Origin of the sequence: Hymenobacter glaciei (genome assembly GCF_039539585.1) — a bacterium.
In the GTDB taxonomy this organism is placed as follows: domain Bacteria; phylum Bacteroidota; class Bacteroidia; order Cytophagales; family Hymenobacteraceae; genus Hymenobacter; species Hymenobacter glaciei.
Genome location: NZ_BAABDK010000029.1, coordinates 285102 through 299827, shown reverse-complemented (window position 1 = coordinate 299827; position 14726 = coordinate 285102). Strand labels below are relative to the sequence as shown.

General features: G+C 58.8%; 19 protein-coding genes. 7 read left to right on the top strand and 12 right to left on the bottom strand.

Annotated features, from left to right (window positions below; translation table 11 throughout):
* Positions 1-428 precede the first annotated feature (428 nt).
* The gene (locus ABD837_RS19065) at positions 429-815 is read left to right on the top strand and encodes a hypothetical protein (protein ID WP_345057670.1); all 387 of its coding nucleotides are present in this window, start codon (positions 429-431) and stop codon (positions 813-815) included.
* 495 nt (positions 816-1310) lie between these two features.
* On the opposite strand, the gene ABD837_RS19060 is transcribed toward ABD837_RS19065, so the two are convergent.
* Positions 1311-1817 carry a DUF4112 domain-containing protein gene (locus ABD837_RS19060; protein ID WP_345057667.1) on the bottom strand — a complete coding sequence of 169 codons (507 nt, stop codon included), beginning with the start codon at positions 1815-1817 and terminating at the stop codon, positions 1311-1313.
* A gap of 337 nt (positions 1818-2154) precedes the next feature.
* Between ABD837_RS19060 and ABD837_RS19055 the strand changes: the two genes are divergently transcribed.
* Both ABD837_RS19055 and ABD837_RS19050 read left to right on the top strand, forming a co-directional pair.
* Positions 2155-2640 carry a hypothetical protein gene (locus tag ABD837_RS19055; RefSeq protein ID WP_345057665.1) on the top strand — a complete coding sequence of 162 codons (486 nt, stop codon included), beginning with the start codon at positions 2155-2157 and terminating at the stop codon, positions 2638-2640.
* An 85-nt stretch (positions 2641-2725) separates the two neighbouring features.
* Complete coding sequence (locus ABD837_RS19050) at positions 2726-3217, top strand: hypothetical protein (RefSeq protein WP_345057662.1); 492 nt, start codon at positions 2726-2728, stop codon at positions 3215-3217.
* A gap of 14 nt (positions 3218-3231) precedes the next feature.
* On the opposite strand, the gene ABD837_RS19045 is transcribed toward ABD837_RS19050, so the two are convergent.
* From ABD837_RS19045 to ABD837_RS19025, 5 genes are read right to left on the bottom strand one after another with little or no spacing between them, the layout of a single operon-like run.
* Complete coding sequence (locus ABD837_RS19045; RefSeq protein WP_345057660.1) at positions 3232-3792, bottom strand: protein-tyrosine phosphatase family protein; 561 nt, start codon at positions 3790-3792, stop codon at positions 3232-3234.
* A 34-nt stretch (positions 3793-3826) separates the two neighbouring features.
* Positions 3827-4333: an ADP-ribosylglycohydrolase family protein gene (locus ABD837_RS19040; protein ID WP_345057657.1), complete on the bottom strand. Its 507-nt coding sequence runs from the start codon at positions 4331-4333 to the stop codon at positions 3827-3829.
* Between the two features lie 10 nt (positions 4334-4343).
* On the bottom strand, positions 4344-4625 hold the full coding sequence (locus ABD837_RS19035; protein WP_345057802.1) for an ADP-ribosylglycohydrolase family protein: 282 nt from the start codon (positions 4623-4625) through the stop codon (positions 4344-4346).
* Positions 4598-5014, bottom strand: coding sequence for a hypothetical protein (locus ABD837_RS19030; RefSeq protein ID WP_345057654.1), 417 nt, complete (start codon positions 5012-5014; stop codon positions 4598-4600). Before ABD837_RS19030 ends, ABD837_RS19035 begins: the two co-directional genes overlap by 28 nt.
* A gap of 30 nt (positions 5015-5044) precedes the next feature.
* Complete coding sequence (locus ABD837_RS19025) at positions 5045-5272, bottom strand: hypothetical protein (protein WP_345057652.1); 228 nt, start codon at positions 5270-5272, stop codon at positions 5045-5047.
* Between the two features lie 416 nt (positions 5273-5688).
* Between ABD837_RS19025 and ABD837_RS19020 the strand changes: the two genes are divergently transcribed.
* Positions 5689-7368 carry a choice-of-anchor Q domain-containing protein gene (locus ABD837_RS19020; RefSeq protein WP_345057649.1) on the top strand — a complete coding sequence of 560 codons (1680 nt, stop codon included), beginning with the start codon at positions 5689-5691 and terminating at the stop codon, positions 7366-7368.
* Positions 7369-7419: 51 nt separating this feature from the next.
* Here the strand turns inward: ABD837_RS19020 and ABD837_RS19015 are convergent, their stop codons facing one another.
* The 6 genes from ABD837_RS19015 to ABD837_RS18990 form a co-directional block, all read right to left on the bottom strand.
* Positions 7420-8400, bottom strand: coding sequence for an ADP-ribosylglycohydrolase family protein (locus ABD837_RS19015; RefSeq protein WP_345057646.1), 981 nt, complete (start codon positions 8398-8400; stop codon positions 7420-7422).
* 110 nt (positions 8401-8510) lie between these two features.
* Positions 8511-9056: a hypothetical protein gene (locus ABD837_RS19010; RefSeq protein ID WP_345057643.1), complete on the bottom strand. Its 546-nt coding sequence runs from the start codon at positions 9054-9056 to the stop codon at positions 8511-8513.
* A 60-nt stretch (positions 9057-9116) separates the two neighbouring features.
* Entirely contained in the window at positions 9117-9650 is a 534-nt protein-coding gene (locus tag ABD837_RS19005; RefSeq protein ID WP_345057640.1) for a GbsR/MarR family transcriptional regulator, read from the bottom strand.
* A gap of 2 nt (positions 9651-9652) precedes the next feature.
* Entirely contained in the window at positions 9653-10579 is a 927-nt protein-coding gene (locus ABD837_RS19000; protein ID WP_345057638.1) for a TIGR01777 family oxidoreductase, read from the bottom strand.
* A 141-nt stretch (positions 10580-10720) separates the two neighbouring features.
* On the bottom strand, positions 10721-11788 hold the full coding sequence (locus tag ABD837_RS18995) for a DNA polymerase beta superfamily protein (RefSeq protein WP_345057636.1): 1068 nt from the start codon (positions 11786-11788) through the stop codon (positions 10721-10723).
* Positions 11789-11873: 85 nt separating this feature from the next.
* Positions 11874-12644 carry a nucleotidyltransferase domain-containing protein gene (locus ABD837_RS18990; RefSeq protein WP_345057634.1) on the bottom strand — a complete coding sequence of 257 codons (771 nt, stop codon included), beginning with the start codon at positions 12642-12644 and terminating at the stop codon, positions 11874-11876.
* A 95-nt stretch (positions 12645-12739) separates the two neighbouring features.
* Here ABD837_RS18990 and ABD837_RS18985 point away from each other — a divergent pair, with 95 nt between their 5' ends.
* From ABD837_RS18985 to ABD837_RS18975, 3 genes are all read left to right on the top strand, one after another.
* Positions 12740-13543: a hypothetical protein gene (locus ABD837_RS18985; protein WP_345057632.1), complete on the top strand. Its 804-nt coding sequence runs from the start codon at positions 12740-12742 to the stop codon at positions 13541-13543.
* Between the two features lie 138 nt (positions 13544-13681).
* Positions 13682-13822, top strand: coding sequence for a TMEM175 family protein (locus ABD837_RS18980; RefSeq protein WP_345057630.1), 141 nt, complete (start codon positions 13682-13684; stop codon positions 13820-13822).
* A 373-nt stretch (positions 13823-14195) separates the two neighbouring features.
* The gene (locus ABD837_RS18975) at positions 14196-14687 is read left to right on the top strand and encodes a hypothetical protein (protein ID WP_345057628.1); all 492 of its coding nucleotides are present in this window, start codon (positions 14196-14198) and stop codon (positions 14685-14687) included.
* The last annotated feature ends 39 nt before the right edge of the window (positions 14688-14726 follow it).

Genomic DNA, 14726 nt, shown 5'->3' with positions numbered 1-14726 from the left:
GCATCGCCTACCCATAGGCCTGTTAGGGAGCTGATACGAATGCGAAAGCAAATCCAGCTGCTCAGGTAGCGGGGGGGTGAGCAGCAGACCTGGGCAGTCATCGACGCTGGGTGCGTTCGTGCGGCACGGGGCGCTTGTGAGCCTAAAGAGCCGTTTAGCGAGAAAGGTAGAAAACCCAGCTCAAAACCAACCGATTTTGTCAGGTTGTGCTGCGGTTTCAGCATGCGCCCAATCCTAAACCATACTGTAAAGGCTATAAATCGAATAAGAAATTAAATATGTCTTAGTCCATCACGTTAAAATTACAGTCACGTATAGAACCGTATTGTCCTTTCCTGAGCACGGCGAACGAGAGACATTTGACCATTCGCTTCACTCTCCCTTTCCGAGCTATGTTCAAAACAACCCAATACCTGTTCCTTGCTGCCATGCTAACGCTGGGATCAGGCTGCTCCAAAACAGGGGCCGATACCCCGGCCCCCACTGCAGCCCCTGGCAGCGCAAATAATGTGGCCCCTATTGACCCCTATCCCGGTGGAGGAGGTAGCGGCGGCGGTGGCAGCCAGCCTCCGTGCAACGTAACCCCTTCCTCGACCATTAAAAACGGCATCAAGCGGTACGTAATGCTCGAGGTACCAGCGCGCAACTGGACGGTAGTCACCACCATCACGCCTCCGGACGGCATTACCTATGGCACGGGCTGCAACTACATCTACCCGTTCAGCGTCGATATTATCATCAACGAAACCGGGCAGTCAAGTTTTGCCCAGGGCTCGTACGATTCCAGCACCGGGACCTACACGCTGGGCCTATAAGCAAACTGCGTGTTCCTTTCAATAAAAAAAGCCCTCATTGAAGTGAGGGCTTTTTTTATTGAAAGGTGATGGGGCGCGTAGCGCTTCCGCTGGAATCAGCGGGGCTTCATCACCGACAGACAGATTGGAAGTGGTAGCGTCGGCACCGGAAACGATACCAGTGTTTATTGGCCGGATAGTGCCGGGTGGGCGAAAGATTGTTGAATACCAAGGCAATTGGCAAGAGGAGACACCTCCATAAATGAGTGCAGTGGAGGTCCCAAACGAACTATTAAGCAGCGAGGCATCGGCCGGCCGGCGGTCCTTATTTGGTCAGCCAATCATCCCAATGCCGATACAGGCTCCCAGAAACCTCCGGAAAGGCACTTTATAATTGAACAGCGTTCCAAGTAGACGACGGTACTTGTCCGATAGGCAGGTGGCCGCAAACGGGGTCGCGTGGGGCTTATTCAGCCGTGGCTCCTCTCAACCACGGAGTCAAGGTAAATCAGTCCATTACCCGCTGATAGCCGAATGGGCTTCAAAAAAATGCCAGCCCCAGCGCAGCAGGGCCACGCTGCCCCAGGCTACCAGCGCAAACACCACCCCGAACAGCAGCAGCAGCAATAGTATGAGTCCCTTGCCGCTGCCCGCGTGCTGGCCTTCGGCGTAGTGGCGGCGCAGCAGGGCCACGTTGCGCTCGTTGCTTTTGTAGGCGAAATCAAACACGTTGCCAATCAGGGGAATGCCGCCCACAATGGTATCGATGAAGATGTTGAGGGCCATGCGAACCACTACCGCCCCACTGGCCCCGTGGCGCAGCATGGTAAGCAGCAGCGCCACCGAAACGGCAGTGGTGGACAAGTCGCCCACAATGGGCAGCAGCCCCAGCAAGGGGTCGAGGCCAAAGCGGAAAGTGGTGCCGGGCACCTGGAACTGGCTGTCCATGAGGTGCGCTACGCGCTCGACCCAACGCAGTCGTTCATCGGTATCGAAGGTGGCGGGGAGGTTGCGAGAAGCCATAAGAAGGAGTTGTGGATAGAAGTATACGCCAGGAAACGGCAAGAAGTGGTGCGCCTTCTGTTGATTGGTATCGGCTTTTTGCGCCAAGCATCAGCTTGCCTGCACGGGGCAGGCGGGCGAGGCCCGGCACAGAACTTAACTTTGGCGCCGGCGCGGCAATTGCTGACCCGGGGATGCTATGGCTGGCCCGGTGCGCTTCAGCTTTAGGCTCAACCCCATCCTTCGCTTCATTCTTTCGTTTTCAATCTTTCGTTTTCGATGCGCACTTTTATCACTCTACTAGGTACCGCATGGTAGGGCCACGAAGGTTTTCGCGCTACCTCCAACAGCATTCCCAATGAGTACTTCCGACCCAACCTCCACGCCGGGCTTCGACCGGGCCCGCACCGGCCTGTGGACCAGCCTGCAAAAGCACCTGGCGCCGCTCTACGCGGCCGAAGCCGCATTTCTGAAGGCGTCGGCCTTTGCTTCCGACTTCCCGTTTTCGATTAATGGGGTGCCCGCGGGGGCCCTGGCCGAGTACTGGCGCAGCCGCCACGCCCTGCGCGACCTCTACACCGACGAAACCAGCCAGCTCGATACGCTCACCAAGGCCATTCGAACCAAAGCGTATGCGGAGGCGGAGAAAAAACAGCTGTACTTGCTGCTGTTGGGGTATTTCGATATCGCAGCATCCATCTTCGGCCTGTTGGAAACCCACATACCCCGGCCCCTGCCACCCGATGAAGAGTGGGCCGAAACCGATGCCCGCTTCGACCGCATCCGCAAGTTTGCCCGGCTGAATGTGAAGGGCATTGCCGGGCTGCTCACGCTGCCTGGCTAAGCCGAGACGCCGGTAATACGGTCGGTAACCAACAGTATAATGGGCCTTTGCGTAGAAGGGATTTCATTCTTATGTCTCAAAGACAATGAAACAGTATGCCCCCCTCCTGCCGCTGGCCTTGTTGCTGAGCTGCGCCAGCACCGAGCGACCCGCGACCGAAAACCCATCCGTTTCGACGGCTGCTCCTGCGACCACCGTACAGCGCGCTTTTGATGTACCGGCTTTGCTGGGCCTGAACGCCGACGAAATTGCCCGCCCTTTGATTAGCCAGTCGGTGCGGCCCGACCGCGACCGCACCCCCCGCCAATCAGAAACCGGTGCCACCGAGGCCCTGTACACGTACTGGCGCGATACCACGGCGCTGGAAGTAAGCTACGACCCGGCCACGCTGCGCGTAAACAGCTACTTCATCAAGACCAAAAGCGGGCACACGAGCGATTACACCTCGCTACTGAAGCTGGCCAATGTGAGCAAATACGACAAGCGCATGCGCATCGAGCCCATTGCTTCGGCCGCAAACCCGCAGCAGTTCACGGGCGTGAAACTGACTCCTGCCGAACCCACGCCCGTGAACTAGCCAACTCTGGCCACCTATCCGACCGGAACCGGCACGGGCTCGAACGCACTAATAAAGGCGGCTTGCTCGTCGGTTTCGGGCGATTGGGGCGCGCGCTGGTTCTTCTCCACAGTTGTCCATTCTTCGGCGATGCGCGCCAGAGCTTCATCGCCGCTCAGGCCGAAATGCTGGCGCAGGTGGCAGCCCACCACCGTGCCCGTGCGGCCAATACCGCCCCAGCAATGCACCACGGCCCGGCGGCCGGCGGCAGTACTGTCTTCGAGCGCGGTCAACACTTCGTTCAGGCGCTTGGGCGTGGGCACGCTCACGTTGCGAATAGGGAAGCGGCGGAAGCGTACGCTCTCGGCCGCCAGGCCCAGGTGTTCGGCCCGGGCGCGCAACAGGTCCTCGTAGGGTTCAAGCCCCTCGTTGGCTTCGGTGAGGTCGTAGAAGTCGCGGATGCCGGCGGCCAGAAGCAGGTCGAGGCGGTGCGCGGCTTCGTTAGCATCCCGGGCTCCGGGATACTCAGACGCCAGCAATAAGGGGGTGGCCCAATACGAGTTGGGCAGCGGACGGGGGGTGGGAGTAGTATTCATACCAGAAGGTACGGAAAGTTGTGAAAATCACCGCTTACTCACCCGCCAACCGCCCGGCTAGTTCCTCAATATCGGCCCGGCGGGCCAGCACAGCCAACCACTCGGTTGGGATGCTCGCCTCGCCATAAGCCAGACCTACCAAGCCGCCGGCTACGGCGCCAGTGGTATCGGTGTCGTCGCCCAGGTTCACGGCGGCCAGCACCGTAGCGGCGTAGCTGTCATACTTTAACAGGCACCACAACGCCGCTTCGAGGGTGTGAACCACGTAGCCAGTGGAAAAGATTTTGTCTTCAGATTGATTGACAATTTCACCGGACAACACCCACCAACGGTAGTATTTGTCTTCCACTACGGCAGGAATACTGCCGTTTGCTAACCAAGGATTAGCCAACTCGCACTTTGCTGCACACGCATCAATCGGGGCCAAACCGGCCAGCAAGCCCCGCTCTACCAACAGGTACAGAAAACAGCCTAGCGTAAAGCGCGGATGCCCGTGCGTGACGCTCGCCACCTTTTCGGTGAGCGTACAAGCAGCATCCAAGTCCAGCGTCTTAGCCCGCCAGACATCCTGAAAAACCAGCGAAAGAATGCGACATGAGCGCACCGTTACCGTTGTCGAATTCAGAGTTCGGACCGGCGGCAGTGGGCGTAATGCCACGTTGAAGCCGTTCGATGGCAGTGCGGGTGGCGTTGCCCACGTCGAAGGTTATGCCTGTGGCAGTCCAGTACGAGTTGTACAACCAGTTGATGCTGCGCCGGGCGAAGTCGGCCAAATCGGGCTCCCCACTACAGCCTCCAGGCTGGGCTAGGGTTTCGGCCAAGCAGAAGGGCAGCGAGGCATCGTCGGACCAGGTACCGGCAGGCTCACATAGCCCACCGGCCAGCCGTACATGAGGCGGTGGCCCAGCTCGTGCGCCCGGTTCCAGATGTGTATATAGCTGTGCGCAGGCGCCGGCCGGATTGGGGCATGATAGGTGGTACGCCTGCCCACGGTGAGGTCCCGCAGCCCTAACCGGCTACTCCCGGTTCGACGAAAAGCACCCATGATGGCATCGTACGGCACACTGTGCCCGCGCAGGCGCAGCTGCGCCCCAGGAACCAGCCGGCCTAGCGTGTCGCGCACCAGCACGCTCAAATCCACCTGAGTGTCGATAAGAATCACCTGGCGGTCGGTTTCGGAGCGCAGCAAGTACACCAAGCCCGGGCCTTCGGCGTGGGCCACCAGGTAGTAGCCCAGCGGTAGCCGACGCTGCTAGAAGCGGGCGCTGTCGGTGGCAAAGGAATCCACGACCTGGGTGAAAAACGCTGGCCGCACGTCGTCCAGTCCCTTTTCATACAGGTGCCGGGCCTGCGCGTCGGTCAGGCGGAACACCTTGGTAAAATAGCTGCTTTGCCGGGCCCGCGCTACCGGTTGCTGGGCCTGGGCGAGGGTGGTTATGAGCACGAAACATAGGAGCAGGCGAAGTAGATGACGGAGCATACACGGCGGGGCAAAAAGTCAGATTATCCTCCTGGTGCCATGCGGGTGGCAAATGCACACGTTCCTGACCACAAACAGGCGGAAAAGCCGCTCTTGCCACCCGTTTTTCTCTAGAACTCTGGCCTTGGGGATACCCCGCAGCTTGTGCCCGATGCGCAATGCCTAGGAAATGCACTTACCGGCAAATAATGCAATTTCACAAGATAGCGTAATATTATAATTTGATTTTCAAGCCAAATAGAACCTTTATAATTTTAATGCTATTTCGGGCATAACTCTATTTGTTGTCAACTCTGCTATTGTCAGCCTTATTAGAAGTATATGTCTCCTTTCTTCACTTGGTGGGAGCCGAAAAAAATGCAACGCTTCATCTCTCCTTTCGGGCTTCTACAAGCCGTAACTCTTTTTACCTAACTATGAAAAAATTACTCTTGGCGCTCGTCCTGACATTTGGGTTTATGCCTGCTGCGCACGCCACCCGGCGCTACGTATCAGCCCCTACCAACCAGCCCGCCGGCAACAACAGCAACCCCGGCACGCTGGCGCTGCCCTACGCCACTATCCAATACGCCGCCAACCTAGTGCTGCCCGGCGACACAGTATTTGTTCGGGGCGGCACCTATACCAACGCTTGCAGCACGTGCCATGTGGCCTCCATCACGCGCCCCGGTACGGCCAGCAAATGGATTGTATTCCTGAATTATCCCGGCGAGCGGCCCCTGCTGCAATTTGATGGCTGGGGCGGGTTTCAGGTGCGTCCAGGAGGAGCCTACATCGAAGTCAACGGCTTTCGCATGCAGGGGCCCGCCGCCCGCCTGACCCTTGCCGCCGCCCTCACCCAAAACCAGAGTTGTAACCCCGACGGCACCAAACAGGCCGGCGACTTCAACCCCCTCTACAACGGCCACGGCATTGAGGCCAACGGCCGCGATGCGACCAGTACCCTGGGGCGCCCCCATCACCTGCGCTTCCTCAACAACGAGGTGTTTGAGTGCGGCGCAGCGGGTATTAATACAATTCAGTGCGACTACATCACGGTGTCCAATAACTTGATATACAACAACTGCTGGTACACCCTTTTTGGTACCAGCGCCATTTCCCTATATCAGAACTGGAATTCCGACTTTAAGAGGGGCTACCACAACGTGGTGCGCAACAACCGCTGCTTCGGTAACCGCCTGTATGTGAAATGGTACCGCGAATGCGCCATCTACGACGGCAATGGCATTATCATCGACGATAGCCGCAACAGCCAGAATGGCTCCACGCTGGGGGCCTTCCAGGGCCGCACGCTAATAACCAACAACGTGTTGGCCGGCAACGGCGGCTCAGGCATTCATGCCTACCAGAGCGACCACATCGAAATCGTCAACAACACAGCCTACCAGAATTCGCAGACTCCGGAAATCAATGCTGGTGAAATTCTTGGCTATAATGTATCCGACGTCTTCATCGGTAACAACATTATAGTGGCCCTGGCGGATAACCGCCTGAATACGGCCACCGGCAACCAGAACGTCACGTACCGCAACAACCTGTTCTTTGGTGGCACGACCGCGGCTGTGCTGGGCCTGGCGCCTGTGCAGGCTGACCCACTTTTCCGGAATGCCAACACCAGCTGGGCCACGGCCGACTTCCACCTGCTGGCGGGCAGCCCGGCTATCGACGCGGGCACTGCCACCAGCGCCCCGGCCACCGACTTCGATGGCCGCGCCCGCCCGCAGGGCGCTGGCTACGACATTGGCGCATTTGAGTACAGCGCGCTGGCCCAACGGGGAGGCGCCGTCGCAGGCGCCCCTCTGGTCACTACTACGGCCAACGCGGCTACCACGGCCTCCACGCTGGAGCTGTATCCCAACCCTTCCGATGGCTCTTACCTCACCGTGCGCTACGTAGCTGCCACCGCCGGCCCCGTCACCCTGCAACTCCTCGACGGGCTGGGCCGGGTATTGCTAACTCGTTCGGTGTCGGGCATGGTGGGGGAAAACGTATCCTCTATGGCCCTGGCAGAGCAGGTGGCCGCTGGCACCTACACCCTTCGCCTTACCGCGCCCGGCGGCGCGGTACAGCACCAGCAGCTGGTGGTATTGCGCTAATGGAGCCCCCGGCTTGGATAGCTGTACCGGTATCAGCACGCCCCGAAAAAGCTACGCAGCAGCAACCAGGCGCCCAGCTAGCTCCTCAATATCGGCCCGGCGGGCCAGCACGGCCAGCCACTCGGTTGGGATGCTCGCCTCGCCGTAGGCCAGACCCGCGAGGCCACCGGCCACCGCCCCGGTGGTGTCGGTGTCGTCGCCGAGGTTCACAGCCGCCAGCACGGTGGCGGCGTAGGTGTCGTGCTTTAGCAAGCACCACAGCGCTGCTTCGAGGGTGTGTACAACGTAACCAGAAGAGGAAATTTTGTCTTCTGACTGGTTTGTAATTTCTCCGGATAGGACCCACCACCGATAATACTTCTGTTCATCAACCGGAGCAATTGGGCTTGATTCTAACCACGGATTTGCCAACTCGCGCATCGCGGCATACGCTTCGGCCGGAGGCAAACCCGCCAACAGCCCACGCGCAACCAGCAAGTACAGAAAAGAGCCCAGCGTGGAGCGCGGGTGGCCGTGCGTGACACTTGCCACATTCTCAGTCAGGGTCCAGGCAGCATCCAAATCCAGCGTTTCGGCGCGCCACGTATCGTGAAACGCAAGCGGCAGAATGCGCATAAGCGCGCCATTGCCGTTGTCGAATTCAGAGCGCGGCCCGGCGGCAGTAGGCGTCATGCCACGCTCCAGACTGTTGATAGCCGTGCGGGTAGCATTCCCCACATCGAACGTTTCAGCAGTAGCCGTCCAGTAAGAAAGGTTGAGCCAGTTGATGCTGCGCCGGGCAAAATCGGCTAAATCGGGCTCGCCGCTGCGGCCGCCGGGGCGGGCCAGGGTTTCGGCCAGGCAGAAGGTGAGCGAGGAGTCGTCGGACCAGGTTCCGGCGGGCTGGCGGTGGGTGCCGAAAGCGCGCATATCCATCACGGGGTCTTGCTGGCGGGCGGCGCGGGGCGCGAATTCAACGGGGACGCCGAGGGCGTCGCCCACAGCCAGCCCGAGCAGGGCGGCGCGGGCGTGAAAAGTGATGAGAGTGGACATGCGGTACCATAAGGATAGCCCGAAATGTACACTTGCGGAGTTATTCCTTCCCAATTGTGCGCTTGACACCCAATTCAGAAACAGCGGATGGGAAGTAGCCGCATAGATGTTTAGGCTTTGTTAGCTGCCGCATTAGTTGGTTGAGCATTCGGGACCCTGACCCAGATGGCTGCCAGCATTGATGCGGTGGCCCAAGCAAACAACAGCCCTAATAACGATTGCCAAAATTGACTTTTTTCCGGACTTTGGCCTAACGAGAGACTTGACTTTTCCAAGTGTTCTGCAATTCCCAGGTAAAACAGACAATACAACAGCACTCCTGCCAACCAAATGCCTTTGGAATGCACTTTCATAGCGAAATGAAGAACCAAAGTCGTCCACCAAATACCTAAACACCCCAAAAACAATCCCATTATTGATATTCCCAAAGCACCACTCAACACTCCGTCGAAATTAGTATAGCGCACCTCCTTGTGCATCCAACTGTGCGCTTGCATATCTATGGCCTTCCAGCCTAATAAAAGGGTCGAAAAAACAAATCCTATTCCTACAGTGAGTAGCAAGTGCTGGACTGCGCAGCTAAGAGGTGAGACAGGGACGACAGCAGAACAAAGGTCAATTTTCGAAAGAATTATTCCTTCTGTAGGTTTATTCATGATTTGTAAAGTTAAATCTGCGAGCACATCCTTGTCACTCTTATCTCTTTTATCCTACTGCTACATAAACAGCTTGAGAAACTTGTCCCAGAACCAGCTTTTCTCGGCCTGCATCAGCCGGGTAAGGAGCTTGTCCGATACCGTGGCCAGCTGTTGAATGTCGGCCAGAGTGGCGTGGAAGGCGCGGTACTCAGCATCGGCGGGGTCGCCGGGCAGGGCGGCCAGCTGGTCGAGGGTGCGCTTCATCTGGTCGAGCTCGCGGCGCTTGCGGGCCCGGATGATGCAGCGCGTGACTTGCAGCATGTCCTTTTCGGCCACGAAGTACTCGCGGCGCTCGCCGGGGCGCAGCTCCTTATATATCAGGCCCCAATCAATCAGCTCGCGCACCGTCATGCTGGCGTTGCCCCGCGAAATGGTGAGCTGCTCCATGATGTCCTCGGTGCTTAGAGCCGCCGGACTTACCAGCAGCAGGGCGTGCACCTGGGCCAGGGTTTTGCTCACGCCCCAGTTGGTGCCCGATACCCCCCAGAGGTGAATGAATTGGGCCCGGGCTTCGGCCAGTGTCAGGGCTGGCTTGTTGTCTGTTGGTTGCATTGTTAGTTATTGGCGGGCGTGAGCAGCTCGTGTACCGCGGCTTCGCAAGTGGCAAATTCAAAATGAAACCCCAGTTCCAACAGGCGCTGCGGATATACTTTGCGGCTTTTCAAAATCAGCTCAGTTTCGGTGCGCAGCACGAAGGCCCCGACTTCCAGCAGCCATTCGGGCTGGGGCAGGCGTACCCACGGCCGCAGCTGTTGACACAGCAGGTCCATGAAATCGCGGTTAATCAGCGGATGTGGGGCACACAAGTTGAATGGTCCCTCAGCGTTAGACTCGGCCATCAGAAACTCTACAGCCCGGCAAAAATCTGTGATATGGAGCCAGCTCATCCACTGCCAGCCGTTGCCCTGCGGCGAACCTAGCCCCCGCCCCGCCAGCTTCGCCATCACGGGAAAAGCGCCTCCATCGCGCCCCAGCACAATGGAAGTGCGCAGCGCCACCTTGCGCGTGGCCGGGGCCGGGCAGGCTGCAAAAGCCTCCTCCCAGGTGCGCGCAACTTCCACCGAGAAACCTTCGCCGATACGCCCCGCTGCCTCCGTGTTGGCAGGCTGGTCACCAGCGGTGTCGGCGTAAATGGTGGCGGTGGAGGAATTGAGCCAGACCCGGGGCGGCACGGCGCAGGCAGCTACGGCTTGTCCCAGCACACGGGTGCTTTCGGTGCGGCTGGCAATAACGGCGCGCTTGTTAGCCGGCGTGTAGCGGCAGTCGACAGTTCGACCTGCGAGGTTCACCAGCGCTTCGGCTCCCTCCAGCTCGGCAGCCCAGGGGCCCAAGGTGCGGCCGTCCCAGCGCGCGTAGTTCGGCCCGGCTCCCGTGCCCCGGCCCAGAATTACCACCCGGTAGCCCCGCTCTTGGAAGTGTTGGGCTAAGTGCTGGCCTAAAAATCCGTTTCCTCCGGCAATCACCAGTTTTGGCTGTGGCATGGGCGATGGCCCACCAAGCGGCGCGCTACCAGTACGTTCCGGCCGCGTCCACGGTGGACGGGGCAAATGTATTACAAGTTTCAATAATTATTGAAACTTGTGATACATTTATTTTATAAAATCATATCGCCTAGTGTTGAGCTATTTGTAGAAATCATGGCGCACTTGGCGCAATAGCTGCTCGGCGGCAGTCCGGTCGGGTGCATCCGGTAGGTGCGAGCTAGCGAAAGCAGCTTCAACCCGCGTCACCAACTGCTCGGCATCCGCTACCAGCTGCTCGTATTCGAACTCGCCGCGACGGATTTGCAGCAGGAACTCGCGGTTGGGGCGGCGCACGTGCAGCTGGCCGGTGGCAGCGATTTCCTCGGCCATTTGCAGCAGGCGGAACACGTGCAGCATGTTCTTAGCGTCGTAGTTTTTGCCGTGCTGCACGGTGTTCTGGTACCGTTCGGTGTTGCGCTTTTCCACCCACTCCCAGTATTCGCGAAAAACCCGGCAATAGGTACTGTACCCGTTGCGGTTGAAGGACAGATAAGCCACAGGCTCCTCCCCTTTTGGCACGGCCGAAAGCAGAACGTCCTGCGAGGTTTCCGGGTCGCGCACCAGGCCCCGGTAGCCGAGCGGGCGCCCCGGCGTGGCATCAATAAACAGGGCGTACAAATCGGTGAGGTGCGGCACGTTGGCCAAGCCGCATTGGCTGGTATCGTAGCCGTAACGGGCCAGCCAGTCGGGGGCCGGCTGCGCGCCCGCACCAGCCGTTACATAGCAGAAATCGAGCACCGATTTGCGGGCCGGCGGCTCGGGGTGGTTGATTTTCTTGTTCAGGCCCCGGGCTTTGCGGATTTGCGCCACGGCGTATTCGGCAAAGCTTTGGCGGCAGAGCTTCGATAGGAAATCAGCGGCCTGGAATTGCTCAAAAAGCGGGTGCCGGTATACAATGCAGTCGACCGGCGTGCCGAGTAATTCGAGCACTGTGGGGTTGTTTTTCAGCAACAATTCCACGAACCGGCGCAGCTCGTAAAACACCTCGTCGTTGGTCTCGTTGGCAACCTGCGGAATATAACCCAAGCCAAAAAATTGGTCTTCGGGCAAAATGAATACGCCTTTGAGGTCGGTGTCGGAATGCGGCAGGTTGGTGCCATAAGCCCGGCTCCCGCTGATGGCTTCGAAGAGAATAAGGTTCTGGCGGCGCAGGTCGGCAATGGTCATGAGCGAAAGTAGCGCGGACTTTTAGTTCGCGGCGCAGAACGTCAATCGTTGAAACGGCGCGGGGGGCGCGAACTAAAAGTTCGCGCTACTTCGTGCTCGCTTCGGCCAGCAGCGCCCGAAACAGCGCATCCAGCTCGCCCGCCGCACTGGTGCTGCGCGGCACCGGCAAGATTTCGCGCGCAGCCTGGCCGGCCGCCAGCTCCTCCTGCAGAAAATTGGGCAGCACGGCCGGCTGGCGTACTCTGGTTTTCTCGTTGGCCGAGGCCTTGGCCGCCAGCAGCGCCGCTACTTCCGTTTCCAGGGCGGCGGGCAGGAGCTCGCGCAGCAGCGCGAACTCCATGGCCGGCACACTGTGGCGCTCCCGAATCCAGCGGGCGGCCAGGGCGGAGCGCAGGGCGTAGAACAGGCGTTTCAGGCGTACATCGTCGCCGGTCAGGTCTTCTTCCACGCCGCGGCGCAGCTGGCCCAGGTAATGGTGCAGGCCGGCTTTCAGGTTGAACGCGCCTGGCAGCAGCGGCGCCAGCCGGGCCCGGAAATCGAGGGCTTCGTGGTAGACAATGGGCGACTGCAGCCACTCGAACAGCGAGGCGTTGGAGCCGCGCAGCAGCCGCAGGGCCTTGCGCAGTTCCCAGCCGGCCAGGTCCAGCTCGTCATCGACCGGGAAGTTGAGGGTATCGGGGCCTTCATCGAGCGTAAGGTACCAGGCCGGCGCGTGGCAGTAGATGAAGCGCACGTCGTAGTCGGAATCGGGCGAAGGGAAACCCCAGGCCCGGCTGCCCGACTCGCAGGCGTAGAGGATGCGGATGCCGTGGGTGGTTTCGAGCTGGCGTAGGGCGGTTTGAATGCGGGTTTGCATAGGGCAAGGAGTGAATCAGAAGCTGGATGGTACATTTAGCCGCTTCGCTGGCTGCCCAGCGTTTCAGGCCATACAATCAGCCCAATCCGCCATTCATGGGATTTTTTGACAAGATACTGCGCCCCAATGCCGACGTGGAAGTCACGTTCATCGACCACGCTACTGGTGAGGTGATTGGGGTGACCAAAATGGCCCCCGAACAGCTTCCGGTTACCTTTGAGGTAGCAACCAATTTCACCCTCGGTACGCAAGAATGGCAGGTAGGAACGGCCGTTCCGATGACGAGCAGCGAATTTAGCCGCACGAAAAAGCTTTCCCTGCGCCTCCACAAAATCGAGTACCTCAACCCGCAGGACATTCATTCCACGTTGCCCACTATTTCGGACAACCTGCCGGAAACGGATGAGGCGGCACTGTTCTCAGCCTTTGAGCTAACCATTTTCGAAGATGACTGGCGGCAAAATGAGTTTCTGAGCAGCGCCGCCCGGCCCCTAGTGGCACAGGAAGCAGCGGCCATTCGGCGAGTCTGGACCGAATTCGGGAAGGTATCCAATGACGGCTTCCAGTCGTTCAAGCAGCTGCACGTTCGGAAAACCATTGGCGAGCCGGGCCTGGCCCTGGACTTCGCCCGGCTTCAGGCGGTGCTCGGCGCGGCGCATCCGGGCAGCTTAGCATTCCACGACCAGCCCGGCTTCGTCCGCAACGGCTTCGCGTTCCAAACCGCCGCCGCCACCTATTACGGCCTGCTGGCCGACGGCACCACCGTAACCCACCTCTGCCTGGACGGCGTTGGGGAAGACGCCTTGGCCGAGGTTCAGGCCGTTAATCAGGCGTTTGACCTGATTTTTGTGGTGTGGTACCACGCGCAGGTTATTGCCCCGGAACCGGAAATGCAATAGTCCGCACCGCCTCCACCGGCCGCAGCGCGAGCCACCGGGCACTGTCGAAGGCCATACTTTCGGCTGGGCATTTCTCGTGCGTCCGCTCATCACCTGCCTCTATGCAAAAAGGGTCGACTCTAAGCCTCCATCGATGGCGTGCTGGCCATCATCTCCACCATCATGGTGCTGGAAATCAAAGTGCCGCAAGGGGCCGATTTCACGGCCCTGCGCCCACTGCTGCCCGTGGTGCTCAGCTACGTACGGAGCTTTATCTACATCGGCATCTATCTGGAATAACCACCACGTGATGCTGGCTGACGCTAGCAACGTATCGGGAGGCGTGCTGTGGGGCAATCTGCACCTGCTGTTCTAGCTGTCGCTGGCGAGTGTGCCCTACTGAATTTTGCAGAGCCGCATTATCGCGCTCAAAGGGCTTGGTTGACGCTGGCCCGGGCCATTGGGCGCGATTTAAAGGGTCAGGCGTCGCCCCCACTCTACTGCGCGGGCATCGCGGCCAGCTTCTGGAACCCGTGGGCGGCAGGCGGCATCTACGGAGCCGTGGCGCTGATGTGGCTCATCCCGAACCGGCGAATAGAGCGGACGTTGACCGAAGGATTATAGAGACGCGACCCTTCGCGTCTCGGCACGGGAGCAAACCTATTTTTACCAAATGATAAAGCTTTACCAACTACAAAACGGTATCCTGCACTACTGGGAAACTTGGGATAAAACGCCAAAGAGTGGAATTATCCACTGGGGAGTTGTTGGTGAACGTGGAACAACGACACCCATCCGGGCCACTGGGCAAGCCAAGTTCAGAGAAACCATTCTGGCTGAAATCAATAAAAAGCGTGAAGAAGGCTTTGCTGAGTCAACAACAGAATCAGTTTTAGTGATTGAATACGCCGCTGAGACGATGACTTCTGTACGGCTAAAGAAGCTTAATCGGTTGGAGGAAAAGCTTGACCAACTAATGGGTTGGACGGGGCTAGGCTATGCAGATGGGAATGGCTTTGGCTTCGGGATGATGGACGTAAGCGTGGTAGTAGTCGATTTTGAAATCGCAAAAAGAGTAATAGAAGCCGAATTGGAGGATTCTGAATTTGCGAGGTACACTAGCATTTCACAGGTAGAGATAGACGAGGATGAACCCAAAGACTAGACGCGAAGGGTCACGTCTCTACAATCGTTCCGGTCAAAT

What these genes read in the sequence shown, in the direction of transcription:
- ABD837_RS18985 (WP_345057632.1), top strand. Translation starts at nt 12,740, where the DNA reads ATGGGATTTTTTGACAAGATACTGCGCCCCAATGCCGACGTGGAAGTC.
- ABD837_RS18995 (WP_345057636.1), bottom strand. Translation starts at nt 11,788, where the DNA reads ATGACCATTGCCGACCTGCGCCGCCAGAACCTTATTCTCTTCGAAGCC.
- ABD837_RS19060 (WP_345057667.1), bottom strand. Translation starts at nt 1,817, where the DNA reads ATGGCTTCTCGCAACCTCCCCGCCACCTTCGATACCGATGAACGACTG.
- ABD837_RS19015 (WP_345057646.1), bottom strand. Translation starts at nt 8,400, where the DNA reads ATGTCCACTCTCATCACTTTTCACGCCCGCGCCGCCCTGCTCGGGCTG.
- ABD837_RS19010 (WP_345057643.1), bottom strand. Translation starts at nt 9,056, where the DNA reads ATGAATAAACCTACAGAAGGAATAATTCTTTCGAAAATTGACCTTTGT.
- ABD837_RS19065 (WP_345057670.1), top strand. Translation starts at nt 429, where the DNA reads ATGCTAACGCTGGGATCAGGCTGCTCCAAAACAGGGGCCGATACCCCG.
- ABD837_RS18990 (WP_345057634.1), bottom strand. Translation starts at nt 12,644, where the DNA reads ATGCAAACCCGCATTCAAACCGCCCTACGCCAGCTCGAAACCACCCAC.
- ABD837_RS19045 (WP_345057660.1), bottom strand. Translation starts at nt 3,792, where the DNA reads ATGAATACTACTCCCACCCCCCGTCCGCTGCCCAACTCGTATTGGGCC.
- ABD837_RS19025 (WP_345057652.1), bottom strand. Translation starts at nt 5,272, where the DNA reads ATGCTCCGTCATCTACTTCGCCTGCTCCTATGTTTCGTGCTCATAACC.
- ABD837_RS19050 (WP_345057662.1), top strand. Translation starts at nt 2,726, where the DNA reads ATGAAACAGTATGCCCCCCTCCTGCCGCTGGCCTTGTTGCTGAGCTGC.
- ABD837_RS19020 (WP_345057649.1), top strand. Translation starts at nt 5,689, where the DNA reads ATGAAAAAATTACTCTTGGCGCTCGTCCTGACATTTGGGTTTATGCCT.
- ABD837_RS19055 (WP_345057665.1), top strand. Translation starts at nt 2,155, where the DNA reads ATGAGTACTTCCGACCCAACCTCCACGCCGGGCTTCGACCGGGCCCGC.
- ABD837_RS19005 (WP_345057640.1), bottom strand. Translation starts at nt 9,650, where the DNA reads ATGCAACCAACAGACAACAAGCCAGCCCTGACACTGGCCGAAGCCCGG.
- ABD837_RS19000 (WP_345057638.1), bottom strand. Translation starts at nt 10,579, where the DNA reads ATGCCACAGCCAAAACTGGTGATTGCCGGAGGAAACGGATTTTTAGGC.
- ABD837_RS18975 (WP_345057628.1), top strand. Translation starts at nt 14,196, where the DNA reads ATGATAAAGCTTTACCAACTACAAAACGGTATCCTGCACTACTGGGAA.